The sequence below is a fragment of the Paraburkholderia lebeckiae genome (assembly GCF_050436225.1).
GTDB classification, from domain to species: Bacteria; Pseudomonadota; Gammaproteobacteria; order Burkholderiales; family Burkholderiaceae; genus Paraburkholderia; species Paraburkholderia tuberum.
Genome location: NZ_JBNDLU010000002.1, coordinates 1,659,013 through 1,680,881, shown reverse-complemented (window position 1 = coordinate 1,680,881; position 21,869 = coordinate 1,659,013). Strand labels below are relative to the sequence as shown.

Below are 21,869 nucleotides of genomic sequence, written 5' to 3'. Positions count from 1 at the left end.
CTCGCCGCGCCGAATATCCGGCTCAATTCACGCTGTATTTGCCGTAACGGGGGCGAATTTATTATCGTCTAAGGGTAGCATCGCGGATTGCGTCAACGCACCGACCGTTCATCCCGTTCATTCCCCTTGCCCGCCGCCCATGACCACGACCATCCCGCGCCCCACGACGAACGCCTCGCTGGTCACCAACGCGCGTATCGCCGAGCTGCGCGTCGCGCTGTTGACGAGCGCACCGCCGTCGGTGCCGGTGCCGCCGCTCACGGCTTGCCTCGCGCACGGCGTCATATTGTTCGGCGGCAACGACGGGATTCGCGACACATGGACGCCATACGGCTCGCCCGACATGCTGGAACGGGCAATGCTGATCGCGATGCGCTACGGCCTGCGCCGCGACGACGATCTCGCGCTCGCGTGCGGTTGCGTCAGCGGCACCGCCGCTCGCGCATGCGGATTCGAAGGCTATGGTTTGCAGCCGGGCGCACGCGCCGATCTGGTGCTGGTCGACGCCGACACGCTCGCGCATGCGCTCGTCGCGCGGCCGGCGCGCAAGCTGGTCATTGCGAACGGCCGCCTCGCCGCGCGCGACGGCGCGCTGGTCGCGCGGTAGTTCAGCCACGCCGTCCGCTACAACAAGGACGTTTTTTGGACTCGAATGATCAATCTTTTTCAGGCCATGCAGGCCTTCGTCAAGGTGGCCGATGTCGGCAGCTTCGCGCAGGCCGCCGCGCAACTGAACGTGTCGACGTCGGTCGTCACGCGTCATGTATCGAGCCTCGAACAGCATCTCGGCATTCGCCTGTTTCAGCGCACCACGCGCAAGGTCGTGCTGACCGAGGCCGGCGCGCAATACGCGGACGGTTGCCGCGTGCTGCTCGCCGAACTGGAGGAAGTGGAGTCGCGCGCGACCACGGCCTCGCGCGACGTGGCCGGCGATCTGCGCATCGTCGCGCTCGGCAGTTTTTCGCTGTTTCGGCTAACGCCGCTGTTCGCCGAATATCAGGCGCGCTTTCCGCAAGTCAGCCTGCGCGTCACGCTGACGGAAAAACGGGTCGATCTGCTTGAAGGCGGCTTCGATGTCGGCATCGTGACCGAGCATATGATCCGCTCGGAGTCGCTAGTGGTACGGCGTCTGATCAACTCGCACGCGGTGCCGGTGGCAGCGCGCGCGTATCTCGCGCAGGCCGGTCAACCGCAAACGCCGACCGAACTGGACGGGCATCGGCTGATTGCCGCGCCGTTCGACACGACCGGCCCGATGTGGATCTTCCGCAAGGGTGACGGCGATGCCGAAAGCGCGAGCGAGGACGGCGACGACAGCGGCGAGAGCATCGCGATCGATGCATCGTTCACGGTCAACAGCATGATCATGCAGAAGCAGGCCGCGCTGGGCGCGATGGGCATCGCGCTGCTGCCGCTCGAAATGGTCGAGGACGAGTTGCGCGCCGGCACGCTAGTGCGCGTGCTCGACGGCTATGCGGTGCTCAATGGCGACGTGGCCGTGTCGCTGGTGTATCCGAGCCGCGAGTTCGTGCCGCGCAAGGTGCGCGAGTTCATCGATCTCGCGGTCGGTTTCTTCAAGTGACGCTTCAAGGCCGCTCGCCGCGAGCGAGCCGCGCGTCGATGTCGTACACGACCGGCATCAGATCCGCGACGCTATCGATCACGTAATGCGCGCCCGCCGCCTTCAGCCTGGCCGTCGCGGCGTTGCGGCGCGCGGCGAATTCGTCGGCCGGCAACGCCTTCACCTCGGCCTCGCTCATGCCGAATGCGTTGCCGCTCACCGCGACGCCGACCGCCCACGTGCCGGCGTTGATGCCTTCTTCGATGCCGACCTCGGTGTCGTCGACCTTGATCGCCTCTTTCGCGCGCCACACGCCGAGTTCCGGCAGCGTCCGGTAGATCATGTACGGTGAGGGCCGCCCTTCCGGCGTATCGCCGGTGCACACGATGCTGTCCGGCACAAAGCCCTGCGCGGCCGCGCCCGGTACGATTTCGTCGATGATCTCGCGGGTATAGCCGGTCGTCGTGCCGATGCGGATATCGTTCTGACGCAATGCGCTCGCGACTTCGGCGACGCCCGGGATCACCGCGCTATAGCTCGCCGCGACCGCGATGTTCTTCGGCACGAACACGTCGTACACGGCGTCGATATCGGCGTCGGTCGGCATATGGCCGTGGCGCTCGGCCCAAGCCTGCGCGATGCGCGGCAGCGCCATCAGCGCCGCGATGTGCGGCCGCTTGGCCATGCCCATCGGGCCGCGCGCTTCGTCGATCGTGATCGGCACGCCGAACTGCTCGAAGGTCTCGACGAAGGCGCCCATCGGCGCGCGTGAACCGTAGTCGACCACCGTGCCGGCCCAATCGAAAATCACTGCCTTCACGTGTTTCATCTGCTTGAATCCCCAGGAATCCGAATGTATTGGGTTTGCTGTCGCGGGTTTGCTGTCGCGGCTCAGGCCGCCTGCGCGAGCGCCTTGCGTTCGTCGAGCGCGGCGGGCGGCGGCCCCGCGTGGGTGACGCCCATCGTGCGCAGCGCTTGCGCGCAGGCATCGACCACGCGTCGCATCACCTGCTCGTCGACCTGACCGATGCAGCCGATGCGGAAACTGTCGACCACCGTCAGCTTGCCCGGATAGATGATGAAGCCCTGCTCCTTCATCAGTTCATAGAAGCGCGCGAACTCGAACGACGGATGCGCCGGCGAAAAAAACGTCACGATGATCGGCGAGCGCCAGCGCCCGTTGAGCAGCGGCTCGAAGCCAAGCCCGTGCATGCCGGCCACCAGCACGTCGCGATTGTTGGCGTAGCGCGCGAGCCGCGCGGGCTGCCCGCCTTCGAGCCGGTGCAGACGCAGCGCCTCGAAGAACGCGGCCACCGTATGCGTGGGCGGTGTGAAGCGCCACTGGCCCGTGCGATTCATCACGTCCCATTGATCGTAGAGATCGAGCGCGAGCGAATGGCTGCGGCCTTTGGCTTCGCGCAGGGCGCTCTTGCGCGCGATCACGAAGCCGAAACCCGGCACGCCCTCGATACACTTGTTCGCCGACGACACGAACGCCTCGCACGCGATCTGCCGCACGTCGAGCGGCACCGCGCCGAAGGCGCTCATCGAATCGATCAGCAGTTTGCGACCGTGCCTGGCGGCCGCAGCTGCAATCTCCTCAAGCGGATTGAGGATGCCCGAGCTCGTTTCGCAATGGATCGCGATCACGTGCGTGATCGACGGATCGGCGGCAAGCATGCGTTCGACTTCGAGGCCGCGCGGCGGCAGGTAGTCACCCTTGTCGAGCAGTGTGCAGGCGCGGCCGAGATAGCCAAGCGTGGTCGCCGCGCGCTTGCCGTACGCGCCGTTCGCGAGCACGAGCGCGTGGCCGTCGCGCGGAATCAGGCTGCCGAGCATCGCTTCGACGCAGTAGCTGCCGCTGCCCTGTAGCGGCACGCAGTCGTAGTCGCCCGCGGTGTCGCCGGCGATCTCCAGCAGGCTCGCGCGCAACTCGGCGGTCATCGCGCGGAAGTCGCCGTCCCACGAGCCCCAGTCGCGCAGCATCGCCTGTTTGGTCGATAGTGCCGTGGTCAGCGGGCCCGGCGTCAGCAGATAAGGCTCGCCGCCAGCCGGCGCGGCGCAGGGTGTGGTGCAACGGGTCGAAGTTGCCGCGGCTGCCACGGCCAATGCCGCCGCCGAACCGCCGATCGCGCTTTCCATGTCCGCAACTCCGATATCGCTATGTCGATAGCTGACACGATACAGAAGCGTTGTCCATCGGCAAAATCGATATAATCGATGACGGTATCGCAAAAGCTTATTTGATGACGAGGTTCACGTGCAATACGCGCAATTGCGGGCGTTCCATGCGGTCGCGGAACATGGCGGCTTTTCGAAAGCGGCGCAGGCGTTGTCGCTGACGCAGCCGGCGGTGTCGGATCACGTGCGGCGGCTCGAACAGGATTACCGCGTCAAGCTGTTCGAGCGCGGGCCGCGCGGCGTGGAGACGACCGAACTCGGGCTGCGCCTGTTCAGCGTGACGCGGCATATGCTCAGTTGCGAGCGGGACGCGCGCCAACTGCTCGAATCAGCGGGCGGGCTGAAGTCGGGTTCGCTATCGCTCGCGGCCGATGCGCCCGATCTCGCCGTCGCGCTGATCGGCGCGTTTCGCCAGCGGCACCCGGGCATCGTCGTCACGCTGTCGATCGCCAATGCGGCAGAGTGCATGCAGCGCGTGCTGTCGAGCGCGGTCGACGCGGCGATCACGGCCGCGCCGCAGGTGCATAGCCGCTTGCAGTCGCGCGTGTTGCGGCGCGATCCGCTGGTCGCGATGGTGCCGGCGAGCTACCCGGCCGCGAAGAAGCGCCGGCTCAGTTACGCGGAGCTCGTCGAACAGCCGATGATCTTTCGCGAGCCGCAATCGGTCACCCAACAACTGCTCGAAATCGAGCTCGTGCGGGAGTCGTTGCAAGTCGAGCCGGTCATGTACGTGGATGGCCGCGAGGCGCTGGAGGAAGCGGTCGCGCAGGGAATCGGCGTCGGCGTCATCGCGCGCGCGGAGTTCAACGAGTCGCGGCGGATCCGGATGGTGCCGCTGCTCGATTGCCGCGTGCAGATGATCGAATCGCTGACGCGGCTCGCCGAGCGGCCCGGCTCGAATCTGCTCGACGCGTTTTTTGCGGTGGAGTTGCCGGGAGCCGAAACAGAGGTCTCGGGGGGCGACGTTCAACGCGCGTAGCTCGCGCGCCATCGCTGCAAGGAGCGGCGTGGCCTTCATGCTGCCGGCCCCGCCGCCCGCTATCGCGCTCGAATCGTTCCGCGGGTTGCCACGAGCGTTGGCAACCCCTTCAGACTTAACGCGACCCGCCACTCGCGATCAGGCTCTCGCCCGTCATCCAGCGCGCATCGTCCGAAGCGAGGAACGCGACGACATCGGCGATGTCGTCGGGTTGGCCGATACGGCCGAGCGGCGTCGTGCTGATCGCCCACGTTTCGAAGTCCGAGCCGATCACGCCGGCGCTGTGGGTGCCCTCGGTCTCGACCATGCCCGGATTCACCGAATTCACGCGGATCTTGCGCGGTCCGAGTTCCTTCGCGAGCACGCCGGTGATCGCATCGACCGCGCCCTTGGTCGCCGTGTAGACCGCGGTGGTCGGCGGCGTGATGCGGCTCGCGACCGAGCTCACGTTGACGATGCTGCCGCCTTCGCCCAGATGCCTGGCCGCCGCCTGTGTCACGAGCAGCAGCCCGAGCACGTTGACATCGAAGTGCTTATGGAAATGCGCTTCGGTGATCTCTTCGAGCGGCGCGAATTCATAGACACCCGAGTTGTTGACGAGAACGTCGAGCCGCCCGTACGTTTCAATCGCCGTATCGATGATGCCGTTCGCGTCCGCGGCCTTCGACACGTCGCCGGCAACCGCAACCGCCTTGCCGCCCGCCGCGGTGATATCGGCGACCACCTTGTCGGCGCCCGCGCGGCTCGACGCATAGTTCACCACGACCGACGCGCCTTGCGTCGCCAATGCCTTCGCAATCGCCGCTCCGATGCCTTTCGATGCACCCGTTACAACCGCTACCTTGCCTGTGAGCTTGCTCATCATCGTGTCCTTTCAATGGTTCGCGCCGGCATGCCTCGCGAGGAGTCGCGGGGCCCACGCCAATAAAAGCCAGAAATGCAGTGGCGCTGTCACTGGTCGTTAATTTAGGCATGGCGCGAGGCCGGATAAAGCGGCTCGAGACGAATTGATACGCCGCTTCCGACGAACAATCGATTCGCATCGGACCTCGATGGGCCCGTTGACGTGGCTTACGTCGATTGATGATGTTTGGCTTGCGCCGCGCCGCGGCGCCAGCGTCGGCGTCGGCGTCGCGGAAGCGCGCGCTGATCGACCGCAAGAGCGGCGCGCAGCAGCACAGACGTGCACCGCACAAGACTCCTACGGGCAGACGTCACGATCAGGCGCTACACACTAAAAGCGCTTTTATTCACCGCGCTTTTGTTCACTGCCGAGCAGCAGCGCGATGTGCGCGGCCACGCTCGCGAGCACCGCGAGCGCGCCGAGCGTGTCGAGAATAATGGGCCACACGATCTCCCTCCTCCGCTATCCGCTGCCTCCCAACGTCTTTTAAACGAATGCGCGCGCCATCAATTGAACGCCGAGGCCGAGCAGTCAGATAAAGCAATGAATGGTGCCGCAACGAGCGTGCCGAGTACGATGCCCGCCAGCATCGGCCATAAGCGTCCGACGAGCGCGCGCACGCCCGATCCCGCAAACAGCTGCCACACGTTGGTGACGAACGACGGCAACAGCATGCGCGAGCTGAATGCGCTGCCGCGCGCGGAAAAGGCGCTCGTGCGCCATCTGGCCGGTATTTAGCGGCGCTGTTGCTATCATTCGTTGCCCTCGCGCAGCGCCGCGGCGGCAGCACCGTACCGCAACCGGCAGCACCCAACTCGCAGCAGACCAACGCAACGCCAATTGCCGACGCATCACACCTCAGAGGCATGCATGGAATTTCGCCAACTTCGCTACTTCATCGCGGTCGCCGAGGAAATGAACATCACGCGGGCGGCCAATCGTCTGCATATGACACAGCCGCCGCTGTCGCGGCAGATCCAGCAGATCGAGCAAAGTGTCGGCCTGCCGCTGTTCGAGCGCGGCTCGCGGCCGTTGCGGCTCACCGAAGCCGGCCGCATTTTCTACACGCAGGCGAAACGTCTGATCGATGAAGCCGACGAGCTCGCGCCGCTCACGCGCCGGCTCGCGCAACTCGCGGAACGCATCGTGATCGGTTTCGTACCGTCGACGCTGTATGGCGCGCTGCCCGCGGTGATCCGCTCGTTTCGCGAGGCCGCGCCGCACATCGAGCTGTCGCTGATCGAGATGTTCACGATCGAGCAGTTGGCCGCGCTCAAAGGTGGCCGCATCGACGTCGGCTTCGGCCGGCTGCGCTTCGACGATGCGCAACTCGCGCGCGAAGTGCTGGTCGAGGAACGGATGATCGCCGCATTGCCGCAGGACCATCCACTCGCGCGGCAAAAGAAGCCGCTGACGCTCGCCGCGCTCGCCGAGGAAACGCTGATCGTCTATCCGAGCACACCGCGGCCGAGCTATGCGGACCAGCAGATCTCGGCAATGCACGATCAGGCGCTGGAGCCGAAAGCGATCCATGAAGTGCGGGAGTTGCAGACCGCGCTGGGGCTGGTCGCCGCGCAGGTCGGCGTATGTCTCGTGCCGGAGAGCGTCGAGGGCTTGCGCGCGCATGGCGTCGCGTACCGGCCGATTCCGTCGGCAAGCGCCGCTTCGCCGATCATCATGAGCCGGCGCCTGCAGGACGAATCGCCGGCGACGATGCTGATGTGCTCGCTCGCGCGGCAATTGTTCAAGCGCGTCTGAGCGCCGCGCGCCTGAGCACGGCGACGCGGCGCATCGTACCGCGCTACTTCACATCGAACCCATAATCCCCATGCGTTCGATGTCCGTCCGACGCCACCGCGACCCAATGCACGGTGTAGTGCCCGGCCGCGAGCGTCGGCAGCGCCACCGTCATCACCGCGGGCTGCTGCGCATCGACCGAGGACTTCCGCGTGCTGACCTGCTTGCCACTCGCATCGGTGACGGTGAGCGAGCTGAACGCCGGTTCGAGCGGCCCGTCGAAGGTCACCTTGACCTGCGCGGGCGCGGCCACCGATGCGCCCGCGCCCGGCTCCTGCTTCTGCGGAAACACATGCGCGAACGCCGCGCTCGCGAGCGTCACGCCGGCGATCAGTGCCGCCGCGCGCATCGCGTGATGTTTGAAGCTGTTGTTCATCGTCTTTCTCCTGCGCTACTTAAGGGAACAGCGGCTTGCCGAGCGTGGTCGGCGCAATGTCGTCGAAGAACAGGTGCGCCTGCACCAGAATGCCGACGTGCGAGCCGCTCGCGCGGTTGATCGGAATCTGCGCTTCGACGCCGAACTGTCCATAGCGATTGATCCAGATAAAGCCCGGATTGACCGTGCCGGTCGTCTGCCCCTGACTGCGCGACAGCGGAATCTCGACGAGCGGAATCAGGTTCGCGAACGGCTGCGGCAAACCCGCGTCGTGCACGTGCTGCTGCAGATACGGCAGGCTGTACTGCACGGTGAAGCCGTAGTTGAACGCGTTCGGCTGGCCCGCGCCGGTGGTGAGCGCGGGGCCCGCCTCGGCCGTGACCGCGACCGGGCGCAGATACGCGAGCGAAGCGGGCAGATCGCCCATGCCCTTGCCGATGAAGATCGGTCGGCGAGATCGTCGAGAAGTTGTCGGCGATCGCGCGGCTGCCAGTGCCGCCGAGCTCCGCATCGACGCCGATCGACGTCATCAGCTCGTGCGGCTCGTTCACGTACAGCAGGTACTTGAGGCCGACGCCGAAGTTGTCGAAGCCGGCCGCGCGCGGGTTGTTCTGCGTCACGTACCCGCCGTCGATCGACACCGCCAGACGCGGCGTGATCAGCTTGTCGTACTCGAAGCTGAACGTGTTGATGCTCTGGTCGCCGTCGTCGCCGGGCACGCGCTGATGGCCGTACTCGAAGTTGGCTTCGTCGCCGACGCCGGGGTCGTCGACGGCAAGCGTCGAGGGGAATACGCGGTCGCCCGCGATCGCGTGCGCCTGCGCGGTGGACGGCGCGGCGATGAGGCCTACGACGCCGCACGCGGCGTAAGCGGTGTAGGCGAAATAGGTGGCGGCCGCGACGAGCGGCGCCGCGCGCGGCGGACGGCCGCCGCGCATTGCTGGTGTGTGCATCGGGTGCATCCTGTCTGATCGGTTGAGACGAGGCTGGCGCGCGTCATCGAACGGACGCGCGCGAGCGGGCGCGATGCGGGTTCGCGCATCGCGTCGTAACGAATTCGGATCAGCAGGCGGAAGGTGGGGCGCGTGGCTGCGCGAAGCTCGGCGGTTCGACGCGGCGCACGCTGTCGAAGCGCACCGCGGCCGTATGCTGGCGCGCACGGACCGCGGCGACGAACAGCATGCCGACGCTCGGCATCACTGGCAGATGCGCGAGCAGGCTGCAATAGCCGCAGGCATCGCCGGACATCTGGGCGTGCTTTGCGCCGGCATGGCTGGCAGGCGTGGCGGAGTCGTCGGGCGGGTTGGCGGTGGGCTGGGTGGTGTCGGGCGTGTCGTCCTGCATCCGCATGCCTGGCATCGACGCCGTGTCGTCCATCGACGTCATCTGGCAATGCCCGCCCATCATCGCGTCGGCGCGATAATGGGCGGCGAGCGTTTGCGAGATGGTCGGCGCGAGCGTCGTCAGCAGGATCGCGAGCAATCCCAGCCAACTGCCGATCTTCCGATGCCAACGATTCAACATGCGTTCAGCGCCACGCCGCGAGTTTTTGCAGTCCACTACTGGCAGACCGCGATTTGCGGCAAATTATGCCATGTACGTCGTTATTCTTCGGCCGTGGGTGGCAGGTTTCGTCGACCCCCGCGCGCCAGGTCAATAGAGCGAACCGTCGACGGCAAAGCCGCCCCGCACAGGCGACAATGCCTTCACCTGGCTTCCCGCACGGAGTCTTCATGAAAGCGCAGCGTCCGCGGCCTCCGCACTTTCCCGCCGAACCAACGCGCGCCGAATGGCGCGAGCACCTGCTGCCCTACTTCATCACGGCGCTGCTGATCGCGTTCGCGATCGTGCTGATCATCTGGATCGCAAATCCGGCGCCGCCGCGCACGATCACGATCAGCGCCGGCCCGCGCGACAGCTCCTTCGTCGTTACCGCGAACCAGTACCGCAAGATCCTCGCGCGCAACGGCATCCGCCTGAACGTGCTCGAATCCCAAGGTTCCGTGCAGAACCTGCAGCGGCTGCTGGATCCGACGCAGCACGTCGATATCGCTCTCGTGCAGGGCGGGGTGGCCGAAGGGCTCGATACTTCGTCGCTGGTGTCGCTCGGCAGCGTGTTCTACGTGCCGATCGTCGTGTTCTATCGCGGCGCGGCGCTCACGCAACTGGCGCAGCTCGAAGGCAAGCGGATCGCGGTCGGCCGCGAAGGCAGCGGCACCCGGCTGCTCGCGCTGCAACTGCTCGCGGCGAACGGCATCGAGCCCGGCGGCGCCACCACGCTAGTGCCGAGCGACGGCCTGCAGGCCGCCACGCAGCTGGTTGCCGGCGAGGTCGACGCGGCGATTCTGAGCGGCGATTCGGCAACGCGCGGCCTGATGCTGCGGCTGTTGCGCGTACCCGGCATCTCGGTGATGAATTTCGACGAAGCGAGCGCCTATACACGCGTCTTTCCGTTTCTCGACCAGATCGACTTGCCGCCCGGCGTGCTCGATCTGAAGCGGCGCATTCCGCCCGAGACCGTCCACCTGATTAGTCCGACGGTCGAACTCGTCGCGCGCAGCACGCTGCATCCGGCGATTTCGGATCTATTGATCGAGGCGGCGCAGGAAGTGCACGGCGCCGCGGGCCTGTTGCAGCACGCCGGCCAGTTCCCGAACCCGGTCGAGCACGAATATCCGATCAGCGAAGACGCGCAGCGCTATTACCGGACCGGCAAGGGCTTTTTGTATCGGACGCTACCTTTCTGGCTCGCGAGTATCGGCGATCGTACGCTCTTCCTGCTGTTGCCGGTCGCCGTGCTGCTGGTGCCCGCCATGCGCGTGATTCCGGCGCTGTACCGGTGGCGGGTGCGCTCGCGCATCTATCGTTATTACGGTTCGCTGATCGCGATCGAGCGGCACGCGCTCGCCGGCGCAACCGACGAGGAGCGCACGCAGCTACTGGGGCAACTGGATGAGATCGAGGCGGCGCTGAGCCACCTGCGCATGCCGCTCGCGTATGCGGATGCGTTTTACGTGCTGCGCGAGCATGTGGGATTCGTGCGCAGCCGGTTGACGGCTGCGCCGCCCGTCATGGCCTCGTGATCAAGGCCATGACGGGCTGTGCCAAGGTTAGGCTTGGGAGGGGGGCGAGGCGGGAGCGGTGGCTTGCGGTTCGTGTTGCGCGCTGGTCTGCGCCTGCGTGTCCGCGCCCCCGGCGGCATCCGCCGCTACGGCTTCCGGCGACGCAGCAGCGGCATCCGCTTGGCGGGCCGCTTGTTCCGCGACTGCCGCTACCGCTGCTTCGGCCTGCGACTCTTTAGCGGCCGCGCCTTCGGCCGGTGTACCTGCATCGGTCGGCGCATTCGCGCTTGCCGTCGCGGTGGCGGTCTTCTGCGCGGCCTTCGCCGCGCGATGCGCGAGCAGGCGCTGAGCACCCGCCGCTTCCTGCGCCGTGACCTTGCCGGCTTCGACGCCCGCCAGGTCGACGCGCGCCGCGCCTTCGACGAGGCTCTTCCAGTAGCGTCCGCCACGACACCACGTCTTGATCGCGTCGCGCAGTTCGGCTTCGCTCAGCGACAGCTCCTTCGCATGCACGACGAGGTCTTCGAAAATGCCGATCTTCAGCGCCAGCTTCGGGGCCGGATTCTTCGGGAAGGCGACCGGGAAACGTTTTTGCAGACGACCGATCGAGCGCACCACCGGGTCCACCGGCTTGGCGTCCACCGCCGGCCTGGCGGGCTCGGTGTGGCGCGCCGGCTGCGGGCGGCCGGCGCGCGTGCCCAGCTTACCGTCCGGGCGAGCGCCGCCCTTTGCGGCCGGCTTCGCGCCGGGCCGGCCACCGGGCTTCGTGCCCGGATTGGCGCCACGGTCGGCATGTGAACCAGGTTGTGCCCCTGAATTTGAAGCGGGCTTGCCAGCGGCCTTCGAAGCGGGGCGCGCGGCCGATTTGCGATCGGGCTTGCCGGCGGACTCTGCGGCGGCGCGCGCCGCGGCCAGTTGCTTCTTCAGTTCAGCGAGTTGTTCGAAACCCATAGTGCACAACCAATCTGTCGATCTGTAAAAACGAGATTGTAGCAGCGTGCGCTCACGTTCTTGTGACAACCCCGAGCCGCAGTGGCGATCGTCAATTCGCGGCCGTGACGGGCGCGTCGGCGGCGGGCGCGCGCAGCCCCGTGACCGACACCCGCAAACCGGGCGCCCCGACATTGTTGCTCAGCGACAGGCCGAGCTGATGCCGCTCGGCGATCCGCGCGACGATCGCGAGACCGAGCCCGCTGCCCTCGCCCTTCGACTCCTCGCCGCGATAGAAAGGGTCGAACACGCGTTCGAGCTCCGCCTCCGGAATTCCCGAGCCGCTGTCGACGACCTCGAAGCCCACGCCCTCGCCCGTGCGTCGCAGCACCACGTCGACGCGACCGCCCGGCGGCGTATGACGGATTGCGTTATTGATCAGGTTCGCTAACAACACGCTGATACTGTGCGGCTCCGCGAGCACGGTATAGGCGTCGTTCGGTGTGCGCGCGTGTTCGCATTCGAGGCCGAGATCGATCTCGCGCAACTCCGCGAGCACGGAACAATCGCTGACCGCCTGCTCGCCGATGCGCCGCAGGCTGACCGGCACCGTCGACGTGACCGGCTGCGCGTCTTCGCGTGCGAGCGTCAGCAGTTGCTGCACGAGGTGGATGATCCGGTTCACCCGATTTTCGACGCGCTCGAGCGTCTGCCCCTCGCCCCTCAGCGATCCATCGCGCGACGCCGCCTGCAGTTGCAGCTTCAGCGCCGCGAGCGGCGAGCGCAACTCGTGCGCGGCATCGGCGATGAACGTGCGCTGCGCCTGCGACGCCGTATGCAACCGTTGCAGCAGATCGTTCAGCGCTTCGACGAGCGGCCGGATTTCGACCGGCAGGTTGCCGTCGAGCCGCAGCGGTTCGAGCGAATCGATCGAACGCGTCGCGAGGGCGCGCGACAGCCCGCCGATCGGCGCGAGGCCGCGCGCGACCACCAGCAGCACCAGCGCGATCGTCACTGGCAGCAGCACGCCGAGCGGCCACAGCGTGTGCAGCGCGAGATGCAACGCGAGTTCTTCGCGCACCGAGACCGGTTGCGCGACCTGCACGTAGCGGTCTGTCTGCGCTACGCCGAAGATGCGCCAGTGGTATTCGCCGCGCGGCACTGTGTGAAAGCCCGGCGGCAGACGCTCGAACACCGGCGCCCGCGCGGAGCGATAGACGAGCGTACCGCCGCGGTCCCAGATTTCGATGACGATGCGGTCGTCGGCGAGATCGCCGAGGTCGGGGTTGCGACGCTCGCGGCTGCCCGCGCCGCTCAGCGCCGACGGCAGCGACAGCGCGACGGTGCGCAGTTCGTAGTCGAACAGCTCGCTCGCCTCGCGCCGCGCGGTATGGAAGATCGCGAAAGCCGCGACCATCGACGCCGCCGCCATGCCGAAGATCAGCCAGCCGAGCAGCCAGCGGCGAATCGACGTCATCCGCACCTCTTCAGGCGGTAGCCGACCCCGCGCACGGTCACGACCTGGTCCGCGCCGATCTTGCGCCGCAGACTGTGCACATGCACTTCGATCGTATTGCTGCCGACTTCCTCGCCCCAGCCGTACAGCTTTTCTTCGAGCTCGGCCTTCGTGAACACGCGGGTCGGCTCCTCGATCAGCGCCTGCAGCAACGCGAATTCGCGTGGCACCAGCGGCAGCGGCATGCCGTCCTTGGTCACTTCATGCGCGGCGGGGTCGAGCGTCAGTTCGCCGTGACTGTAGACCGGCTGCTTCTGGCCGGTGCGCCGGCGCAGCAGCGCGCGAATGCGCGCGGCCAGTTCGTCGAGATCGAACGGCTTGATCAGGTAGTCGTCGGCGCCGGCATCGAGACCGCGGATGCGTTCGTCGACCGCGTCGCGCGCGGTCAGGATGATCACGGGCGCCGCGCCGCCGTTGCGGCGATACGCGTTCAGCACGTCGATGCCGTCTTTTTTCGGCAGGCCGAGGTCGAGCAGCACGAGGTCGTACACGCCGTTATCGAGCGACAGTTCCGCCGCGCGGCCGTCCTCGGCCCAGTCGATCGCGTAGCCGGCGCGGCGCATCGCGCCCAGCACCGATTCCGCGATCATGTCGTCGTCTTCGACCAGTAGCAGGCGCATGGCCTCTCCTCTCCTTCGTGCGGTTTTGGCCGCCGCATTATCGACCGCGGCAGCTTAACGAACCCTTACGGGGTACTGATGACGCGTCGATTTCGCACGGCCCGGGTCGCGCGATTCGACGTTAAGCCTGTCTTAAGCGCGCGCTGCGGACAATCAGCCCTCTCTGCGAGGCCTCGTTCGCGAGTCGCTCGCCCCTTTCGATGATTCGCAGGAGCCGGATTTTGCCTGATTTCCATCCCGTCGCGGCGCTGCGTCGGCGCGCACTGATGCCGTTGTGCGTGCTGCTGATGAGTAGCTGCGCGACCTATCACCGCGAGCCGCTCGCGCCGCAGGACACCTCGACGTCAGCGCGATCGCTCGAACGGATCCGCATCTATCCCGCCAGCATGCCGCTGCCCGAACTGGCCGCGCATCGTTTCGATCCCGCCGACGGGCTCGACATCGATGAAGTCGCGATGCTCGCGGTCGCCAACAACCCCGATCTGAAGCTGGCCCGCGACGATCTCGGGATTGCCGGCGCGCAGGCTTATTCGGCGGGTCTGCTGCCCGATCCGCAACTGAGCGTGTCGAGCGATTATCCAGGCGCGGCCGGCACCACGCGCGCGTTCAATTATGGCCTCAGCATCGACGTGATGGCGATCGTGCTGCGCAGCGCGAATAAACAGTCCGCCGACGCGACGCTCGCGAAGACCGATCTCGGCCTGCTTTGGCAGGAATGGCAGGTCGTCGCGCAAGCGCGGCAGTTGTTCGTGAAGCGCTGCTTCCAGCAGCGCACGCTGCCGCTGTTGCAACAGCAGCGCGATCTCGCGCGCACGCGCTACGAGCGCATGGCCGCGGCGCGCGCCGCTGGCAATCTGACCGACGATACGCTCACCGCCGCGCTGCTCGCCTACGGCGACGCACGCAAGCAATACACCGACGCCGAGCGCGCGGCCGCGCAAACCCATCACGATCTGAATGCGTTGCTGGGCCTCGCGCCCGACGTGCAATTGCAATTGCAATCGGGCAGCGACGATGACGTCGCGCCGCTCCCCGATGCCACACTCGACTCAGCGCTCGCCGAACTCGCCCGCCGCCGCCCCGATCTGATCGCGCTGCAGGCAGGCTACGAAGCGCAGGAGCAGAAATATCGCGCGGCGATTCTGAGCCAGTTCCCGAGTCTGTCGGTCGGCTTCGTGCGCGCGCGCGACACGTCGAACATCTACACGAGCGGCTTTCAGGTCAACCTGAGTCTGCCGATCTTCAACCGCAACCAGGGCAACGTCGCGATCGAAAAAGCGACCCGCCAGCGGCTTCGCGACGAGTACCAGACCCGCCTGAACCAGGCGTATGCGGACGTCGCCCGGCTACGCGAAGACAGCGCGATTCTCGCGCGCCAATTGCAGCAGACCGAAGCCGCGCTGCCCGGCGTCGAGCGCGCCGCGCGCGAAGCCGCGGCGGCCTACGCCGAACACAACCTCGTGCTCGGCGCATACACCGATGCGCAAAGCGCAGCGCTCGCGAAACGCATCGACGTCGCGACGCTGCGCGAAGCGCTCGCCGAACAACGCATCGGCTTGCAGGCGCTGCTCGGCAGCGCGATTCCCGATGCTTTCTCTTCCGCTCAGACTTTCATCGACACTCATGCGAAATAGCCTATTCTCATCGCGGCATCCGCGGCCGCGCGTTGCGGCCGTCGCCGCGCCGCTCGCTTGCGCGATCCTGCTGTATGCATCGGTCCATCCGGTTCGTGCGGACGACAACGCCGCCAGCGGAGCTCAACCGTCGGTCGCGGTACAGACCGTGCGGTTGCAGCGCGCCGCAATCGCGCAGCCGGTGCGCGGCTTCGGGATCGTCGCGGCCACCGCGTCGAACCTGACGACAATCAACCTGCCCTACGTGTCGCGTATCGTGCAGATGCGCGTGCAGGCGGGCGAGACCGTCAAACGCGGCACGCCACTCTTTGTCGTGCAGGCCGATCCTGCCGCCGTGCTTGCCGCAACCCAGGCGAGAAGCGCGCTGACACTCGCGCAAGGCGAACTCGTGCGTACCCGGTCGCTGTACGACAAGGGGCTCGCGACGCAATCGCAGCTCGCCAGCGCGAGCAAGGCCGTCGACGATGCGCGCGAAGCGCTCGCCGCGCAGAATCAGACCGGCATCACGAGCGGCAACAAGGTCGTGACCGCGCCGTTCGACGGCGTGGTGCTGCAGCTATCGGCGGCACAAGGCGACCAGGTGCAGGCCGGCGCGGCGATTCTGCAACTCGCGAGTGGCGCGAGCCGCGACGCGCGCGCAAACGTGACGCTCGGCGTCGAGCCCGCCGACGCCGCCTCGATCCATCCCGGCGACATCGTCACGCTGCACGGCCTGTCCACGGCACTCGCGCAGACGTCGATCGAAGGCCGCGTGGTGCTCGTCGGAGCCGCGATCGATCCGCAATCGCAACTGGTCAACATCGGCGCGACAGTACCGCTCGCGCAGACGCCGTTCATCCCCGGCACGCGCGTTTCTGGCGACATCGCGACCCGTACCGGCACGCACTGGATCGTGCCGCGCGCGGCCGTGCTGCGGGATGGCCAGCACGCATACCTGTTCCAGATCACCCCGCAAAACAAGGCGCGCCGCGTCGCGGTGAGCATCGCGGTCGAAAACGGCGAGCGCTACGGCGTCGACGGTCCGCTCGACCCCATGCTCGGCGTCGTGAGCAGCGGCAACTACGAGCTGAAAGACGGCATGGCGGTACGCGCCGGCGGGGATGGCGCGCGATGAACTTCGGTCAATGGATGCAGACGCATCGACGCTCGCTGCTGTTCGTCATCGCCTTGCTCGCGATAGCCGGCGCGCTGAGCGCATTCCGTCTGCCGATCTCGCTGTTTCCGAACGTCGCGTTTCCGCGCGCGGTCGTGTCGCTCGACGCGGGCGACCGCCCCGCCGAGCAGATGACGACGCTCGTCACGATGCCGGTCGAGGAAGCGCTGCGCCGCGTGCCGAACGTGCGCGACGTCGCATCGACGACGAGCCGCGGCGCCGCGGAGATCTCGCTGAACTTCGACTGGGGCACCGACATGGCGCAGGCGACGTTGCAGGCGCAATCGGCGATCAGCGAAATTCTCACGACGCTGCCGCCCGGCACGACAATGCACGTGCGGCGCATGGACCCGACCGTGTTTCCGGTGCTCGCGTACAGCCTCACCTCGACGCGGCAGTCGCTGTCCGCACTGCGCGATCTCGCGCAGTTCCAGATGCGGCCGCTGCTGTCGTCGGTGGAAGGAGTCGCGCGCGTCGAGGTGACCGGCGGCGCGCAGGACGAGTTCGAAGTCGCGGTCGATCCCGCCCGCCTCGCCGCGTACAAGCTCTCGCTCGCCGATGTATCGAAGGCGATCGGCGCGAGCAACGTGCTGATGGCGAACGGCCGCATCGAGGATCACGACAAGCTGTACCTCGTCGTCACGAACTCGACGATCACGCAGCTCGACGAACTGCGCAACGTCGTCGTGGCCGCCAACGGCAATGCGAACGGCGCGCAGATCCGTCTCGGCGACGTCGCGACGGTGAGCCAGGGCGTGGTGCCGCAATGGATGCGCGTCACCGCCGATGGTCAGGATGCGGTGCTACTGAACGTGTACCAGCAGCCCGGCGCCAACAGTGTCGCGATGGCGCGCGCGATCCGCGCGAAGATCGCGGCATTCGAGCCGCAGATGCCCGCGGGCGTGCATCTGTCGAACTGGTACGACCAGAGCGAACTCGTGATCGCGTCGGCCACCAGCGTGCGCGACGCGATCATGATCGGCATCGTGCTCGCGGCCCTGACGTTGTTTGTGTTCCTGCGCAACTGGAAGATCACCGCGATCGCGGTCGCGCTGGTGCCGGTCGTGATGGCCGCGACGATCCTGCTGCTCGACGTGTTCGGCATGGGTTTCAACATCATGACGCTGGGCGGTATGGCGGCCGCGGTAGGCCTCGTCATCGACGACGCGATCGTGATGATCGAGCACATCGTGCGGCGCATGCGCGAAGCCGGCGCGCGCGCGTTCCACGGCCGCGTGATGGCCGCGGCGCTCGAATTCACGCGACCGCTCGCGGGTTCGTCGGCGGCGACGCTGATCATCTTCGTGCCGCTCGCCTTTCTGTCGGGCGTGACGGGGGCCTTTTTCAAGGCGCTGTCGCTGACGATGGCGAGCGCGCTGTTCATTTCGTTCCTCGTCACATGGCTCGCGGTGCCGATCCTGTGCGACCACTGGCTGAAGCCCAAAGACGCCGAGGAGCACCAGGAAACACGTTTCGCCGCGTGGCTGAACCGGCGCTATGCGGTGACGGTCGGGCGTGTGATCGCGAGGCCGCCGCTCGTGCTGCTCGGCGTCGTGCCGTTGATCGTCGTTGCGGCGTTCGCGTTCACGCGCGTCGGCAGCGGCTTCATGCCGAGCATGGACGAAGGCGGCTTCGTGCTCGACTATCACACGCAGCCGGGCACGTCGATCACCGAAACGGACCGGCTGATGAAGCAGATCGAGCAGATCGTGCGCGCGAACCCGAACGTCGCGACCTATTCGCGCCGCACCGGCGCGGGTCTCGGCGGCGATCTGAACGAGCCGAACAAGGGCGACTTCTTCGTGCGGCTGAAGTCCGGCAAACGCGAGCCGATCGACACTGTGATGGAAGAAATCCGCTCGCAGATCGACACGCAGGTGCCGGGCGTCAGCATCGAGCTCGCGCAGCTGATGGAAGACCTGATCGGCGATTTGACCGCCGTGCCGCAGCCGGTGCAGATCAAGATCTTCTCCGACGACCCGCACACGCTCGACACCACCGCGCGCAAGGTGGCCGCGCGCATCGGCCAGATTCAGGGCATCGTCGACGTGAACGACGGCATCAATCCCGCCGGCGACGCGATCGAACTGCACATTCTGCCCGCCGCAGCCGCGGCCGAAGGCATGGACCCGCAAGCGATCGCGCAGGCCGTCACCGATATGCTCGAAGGCAATGTCGCGACGCAGTTCCAGAGCGGCCCGAAAACGGTCGGCGTGCGCGTGCGCGTGAACGGCGCGCGCCAGATGACCGATACGCAACTCGGTCAGCTACAGATACGCGCGCCGGACGGACATCTGTTCGCGCTGAAGCGCGTCGCCGATCGCGTGAGCGTCACCGGTCAGCCCGAGATCAGCCGCTCGAATCTGAAGCGGATGGTCGCGGTCACCGCGCGCATCGACGGGCGCGATCTCGGCTCGACGATCGCCGACGTGCAGAAGGCGCTCGGCGATGCGAACCTGCTGCCGTCGGGCGTCTATTACGAGCTCGGCGGTCTGTACCAGCAACAGCAGATCGCCTTCAAGGGTCTGCTAACCGTATTCGGCGCCGCAATCGCACTCGTGTTCGGCCTCCTGCTGTTCCTGTACGAGCGCCTGCGCGTCGCGCTCGCGGTGCTGGCGATGCCGCTGCTCGCGGCCGGCGCGGTGTTCATCGGCCTGTGGATCACCGGCATCGAGTTGAACATCTCCGCGATGATGGGCATGACGATGATCATCGGTATCGTGACCGAGGTCGCGATCTTCTATGTGTCGGAATTGCAGGCGCTGGTGCGCGACGACGAGATGCCCTTCGACGACGCGTTGCAGGCCGCCGGCCGCAACCGTCTGCGACCGATCGCGATGACGACGATCGCCGCGATCCTCGCGCTGCTGCCGCTCGCGTTCGCGCTGGGGCAAGGCTCGGCGATGCAGCAACCGCTCGCGATCGCGATCATTTCGGGGTTGATCGTGCAGTTCCCGCTCGTGCTGTTGCTGCTGCCGGCTTTGCTGAAGCTGCTGATGAAAAAGCAGCCGGTGTGAGCGTGGCCAAAGTGTGTTCCGCGTTTCGCCAGGCATGGGGCTACTCAAGCACATCCGCGAACCCGCCGAGCCGCCCCCCAAGCGCGCGGATCGCGGCGGCCACCCGTGGCGACAGCAGCGCCTGCAACTCGTCGGCATGCCGGTAGTCGTGCATGCCGTCGCTCAGCGCGTCGCCGGCCAGCGCCGGATGACAGTAGATTTCGCCGACACCATGCGGCAGATTCGCGAGCGCGGCGAGCCAGGTCGCCTCATCCATGCGCCCGCTCGCCGCGATGCCAACCACGTAGTCGTTGTGCGCGATCCCCGCGCGTTCGAGCCGCGTCTTCACGTGCGCGATCCACGGCCGCAGCCACAGCGGCGCGTTCGGTTCGAACGGCAAACGCATCGCCTTCATGCCGTAGTCGCGGCCGATGTCGACGATCAGGCCGAGCACCGTCGGATGCAGATGAAAATGCTTGTGCGTGTTCACGTGGTCGAGCGTAAGGCCGGTCGCGGCGAAGGCTTCGAATTGCGCGCGAATTTCGTGCGCGAGCTGCCGGCGCACGTGCGGCAGAAAAAAGAAGCGCATACCGTCACGCACCATGTTGCTGCCGAAGCGGCCGTTCTCGTCGAGCAGCGCGGCGACCTGCTCGCGCGGCGCCAGCGCGGCGCCGTCGGCCAGCACCAGATGCAGGCCCACGCGCAGTTCCGGCAGCATACGCGCGCGCGCGACCGCGTCTTTGGCGGCCGGCGCGCCGACCATCAGACTCGCGGCGCGCAGCACACCGTTGCGATGCGCGCGCTCGACCGCGATATTGACGCGCTGATGTAGACCGAAATCGTCGGCGGTGGTGATCAGTCCGCGCGGCGGGCTGGGTTTTGCGCTCTCCATCACGTGAGGCTGTCCAGCCGGCCGCTGCGCTCGGCGGAGGGCGTGCCGAGCTGCATCCGCTCGCCGCGCCACACGACGTGCGAACCGAACGCGCTGACGAGCCACTGGAGCGCGAGCAGCGTATCGCGCAACGGCACCAGCGGCAGATCGCGCCAGAACGTGCGCGCGCGGCGTGCCGCGCGCAGGTGCAGCAGCAGGCGCGCGCCAACGCAGACCGCGGTGGCCGACGCGCTCGCGACCACCGCCGCGAAAGGCGCGTGAGCACACGTCGCTAGCGACACGGTCAGCCCCGCGCTCGTCAACAGCCACGGCGTGGGGAACGTGATCAGCAGCGACACGAAGCCCGGCGGATTGACCGAGCGGATCGTGCGCAGCCAGCGCGTTTCGCGCTGCCACAGCGCCGCGAAGGTCGGCTCGATCACGTCGGTCGCGACCATCACGCGCGACAGCACGGTTTGCAGACCGAGCGCGCGCACGTGCTCGGCGAGCCAGTAGTCGTCGGCGAGGCAGTTTTTCAGCGCTTCGAAGCCGCCGATGCGCTGCAGCGTCGCGCGCCGCAACGCGAGCGTCGCGCCGAAGCCGAAGCGGCGCGAGCCCATCGCATGGGCGACCCGCACCGAGGGCGCGAACCACTCGTTGATGAACAGCGCACCGACACGCGGCCAGAAACCGCCGACGCCGCGCGCGACGTACAGGCACGTGACCACGCCGACGTTCGGGTCCGCGAGCGGCGCGGCGACGCTGTCGAGATAGTCCGAGTCGACCGCGATGTCGCTGTCGGCGATCACGATCACGTCGTGGCGCGCGCGTGCCGCCATGTTGATCAGGTTGCTGACTTTCAGATTGCTGCCGTGTACGCGTGTGTCGATTGCAAGCTCGATGTCGCACTTCGGATAGGCGGCCTGCAAACGGCGCACCACCGCGATGGCGGGATCGTGCGGCGACGACACACCCAACACCAGTTGAAAATGCTGATGTCGCTGTTCGCAGAAGGTTCGCAGATTTTCGTAGAGACGCGGCTCGGCGCCGCACAGCGGCTTCAGCACGCTGACGCCGACCTGCGCGAACGGCCCGGTTGGGCAATCGAGCGAATCCATCAGCGAACGGCTGAGCGCACGAGTGACGGCCCTGCCCCCATGATGGTTCGATTTATGTCGGGCGGTGAAAAACGGCATGGCGAGCGCGGCGGCTACCGTATAGATCGAAGCACTAACGCAGGCGGCTAACAGAAGCCATTGACATGCCATCAACGCGTGCGCCGCCATTGT

Annotated in this window: 18 protein-coding genes and 2 pseudogenes; 9 read left to right on the top strand and 11 right to left on the bottom strand. The window is 66.8% G+C overall.

The genetic code is table 11. The annotated features are described in order from the left end of the window. Positions 1–193 precede the first annotated feature (193 nt). A pseudogene (locus OKW45_RS22410) lies at positions 194–607 on the top strand (amidohydrolase family protein); the annotation flags it as partial. Positions 608–652: 45 nt separating this feature from the next. After that, entirely contained in the window at positions 653–1,582 is a 930-nt protein-coding gene (locus OKW45_RS22405; protein ID WP_018417815.1) for a LysR family transcriptional regulator, read from the top strand. A 4-nt stretch (positions 1,583–1,586) separates the two neighbouring features. On the opposite strand, the gene phnX is transcribed toward OKW45_RS22405, so the two are convergent. Next, positions 1,587–2,390, bottom strand: a complete 804-nt coding sequence (gene phnX / locus OKW45_RS22400; protein WP_018417814.1) for a phosphonoacetaldehyde hydrolase — start codon at positions 2,388–2,390, stop codon at positions 1,587–1,589. Between the two features lie 62 nt (positions 2,391–2,452). After that, complete coding sequence (locus OKW45_RS22395; protein ID WP_429471182.1) at positions 2,453–3,703, bottom strand: 2-aminoethylphosphonate--pyruvate transaminase; 1,251 nt, start codon at positions 3,701–3,703, stop codon at positions 2,453–2,455. A gap of 118 nt (positions 3,704–3,821) precedes the next feature. Here OKW45_RS22395 and OKW45_RS22390 point away from each other — a divergent pair, with 118 nt between their 5' ends. Then, entirely contained in the window at positions 3,822–4,721 is a 900-nt protein-coding gene (locus tag OKW45_RS22390; RefSeq protein ID WP_429471180.1) for a LysR substrate-binding domain-containing protein, read from the top strand. Between the two features lie 115 nt (positions 4,722–4,836). Here OKW45_RS22390 and OKW45_RS22385 read toward each other — a convergent pair whose 3' ends face one another. Then, positions 4,837–5,583, bottom strand: a complete 747-nt coding sequence (locus tag OKW45_RS22385) for an SDR family NAD(P)-dependent oxidoreductase (protein WP_429471178.1) — start codon at positions 5,581–5,583, stop codon at positions 4,837–4,839. Positions 5,584–6,168: 585 nt separating this feature from the next. On the opposite strand from OKW45_RS22385, the gene OKW45_RS22380 reads away from it, so the two are divergent. Both OKW45_RS22380 and OKW45_RS22375 read left to right on the top strand, forming a co-directional pair. Beyond that, positions 6,169–6,363 (top strand): hypothetical protein, encoded by a 195-nt coding sequence (locus OKW45_RS22380; protein WP_018417808.1) that lies wholly within the window; start codon positions 6,169–6,171, stop codon positions 6,361–6,363. Between the two features lie 132 nt (positions 6,364–6,495). Further along, positions 6,496–7,383 (top strand): LysR family transcriptional regulator, encoded by an 888-nt coding sequence (locus OKW45_RS22375; protein WP_184003753.1) that lies wholly within the window; start codon positions 6,496–6,498, stop codon positions 7,381–7,383. Between the two features lie 43 nt (positions 7,384–7,426). Here the strand turns inward: OKW45_RS22375 and OKW45_RS22370 are convergent, their stop codons facing one another. The 3 genes and pseudogenes from OKW45_RS22370 to OKW45_RS22360 form a co-directional block, all read right to left on the bottom strand. Beyond that, positions 7,427–7,798, bottom strand: coding sequence for a copper resistance CopC family protein (locus OKW45_RS22370; RefSeq protein ID WP_429471175.1), 372 nt, complete (start codon positions 7,796–7,798; stop codon positions 7,427–7,429). Between the two features lie 19 nt (positions 7,799–7,817). Further along, positions 7,818–8,751 (bottom strand): annotated as a pseudogene (locus OKW45_RS22365) (hypothetical protein). 109 nt (positions 8,752–8,860) lie between these two features. Continuing rightward, entirely contained in the window at positions 8,861–9,322 is a 462-nt protein-coding gene (locus OKW45_RS22360; protein WP_018417804.1) for a DUF2946 domain-containing protein, read from the bottom strand. A 209-nt stretch (positions 9,323–9,531) separates the two neighbouring features. Between OKW45_RS22360 and OKW45_RS22355 the strand changes: the two genes are divergently transcribed. After that, positions 9,532–10,881: a TAXI family TRAP transporter solute-binding subunit gene (locus tag OKW45_RS22355; protein WP_018417803.1), complete on the top strand. Its 1,350-nt coding sequence runs from the start codon at positions 9,532–9,534 to the stop codon at positions 10,879–10,881. A gap of 27 nt (positions 10,882–10,908) precedes the next feature. Here the strand turns inward: OKW45_RS22355 and OKW45_RS22350 are convergent, their stop codons facing one another. From OKW45_RS22350 to OKW45_RS22340, 3 genes are all read right to left on the bottom strand, one after another. Further along, a complete protein-coding gene (locus OKW45_RS22350; RefSeq protein WP_429471173.1) occupies positions 10,909–11,811 on the bottom strand; it encodes a ProQ/FinO family protein in 903 nt (300 codons plus the stop codon). Positions 11,812–11,902: 91 nt separating this feature from the next. Next, positions 11,903–13,267 (bottom strand): ATP-binding protein, encoded by a 1,365-nt coding sequence (locus OKW45_RS22345; RefSeq protein WP_429471171.1) that lies wholly within the window; start codon positions 13,265–13,267, stop codon positions 11,903–11,905. Next, positions 13,264–13,926 carry a response regulator gene (locus OKW45_RS22340; protein WP_429355643.1) on the bottom strand — a complete coding sequence of 221 codons (663 nt, stop codon included), beginning with the start codon at positions 13,924–13,926 and terminating at the stop codon, positions 13,264–13,266. The genes OKW45_RS22345 and OKW45_RS22340 overlap by 4 nt, the downstream gene beginning before the upstream one ends. Before the next feature lie 221 nt (positions 13,927–14,147). On the opposite strand from OKW45_RS22340, the gene OKW45_RS22335 reads away from it, so the two are divergent. Genes OKW45_RS22335 through OKW45_RS22325 form a run of 3 tightly spaced genes read left to right on the top strand, consistent with a single transcriptional unit; the run spans position 14,148 to position 19,730 of the window. Continuing rightward, positions 14,148–15,560: a TolC family protein gene (locus OKW45_RS22335; protein ID WP_429471168.1), complete on the top strand. Its 1,413-nt coding sequence runs from the start codon at positions 14,148–14,150 to the stop codon at positions 15,558–15,560. Beyond that, positions 15,550–16,674, top strand: coding sequence for an efflux RND transporter periplasmic adaptor subunit (locus OKW45_RS22330; RefSeq protein WP_429471166.1), 1,125 nt, complete (start codon positions 15,550–15,552; stop codon positions 16,672–16,674). Before OKW45_RS22335 ends, OKW45_RS22330 begins: the two co-directional genes overlap by 11 nt. Beyond that, a complete protein-coding gene (locus tag OKW45_RS22325) occupies positions 16,671–19,730 on the top strand; it encodes an efflux RND transporter permease subunit (RefSeq protein ID WP_429471164.1) in 3,060 nt (1,019 codons plus the stop codon). Before OKW45_RS22330 ends, OKW45_RS22325 begins: the two co-directional genes overlap by 4 nt. A gap of 40 nt (positions 19,731–19,770) precedes the next feature. Here the strand turns inward: OKW45_RS22325 and hpnK are convergent, their stop codons facing one another. Continuing rightward, entirely contained in the window at positions 19,771–20,601 is an 831-nt protein-coding gene (gene hpnK / locus OKW45_RS22320; protein ID WP_429473342.1) for a hopanoid biosynthesis-associated protein HpnK, read from the bottom strand. Next, a complete protein-coding gene (hpnI, locus tag OKW45_RS22315) occupies positions 20,601–21,866 on the bottom strand; it encodes a bacteriohopanetetrol glucosamine biosynthesis glycosyltransferase HpnI (protein ID WP_018417795.1) in 1,266 nt (421 codons plus the stop codon). Before hpnI ends, hpnK begins: the two co-directional genes overlap by 1 nt. Between the last annotated feature and the right edge of the window lie 3 nt (positions 21,867–21,869).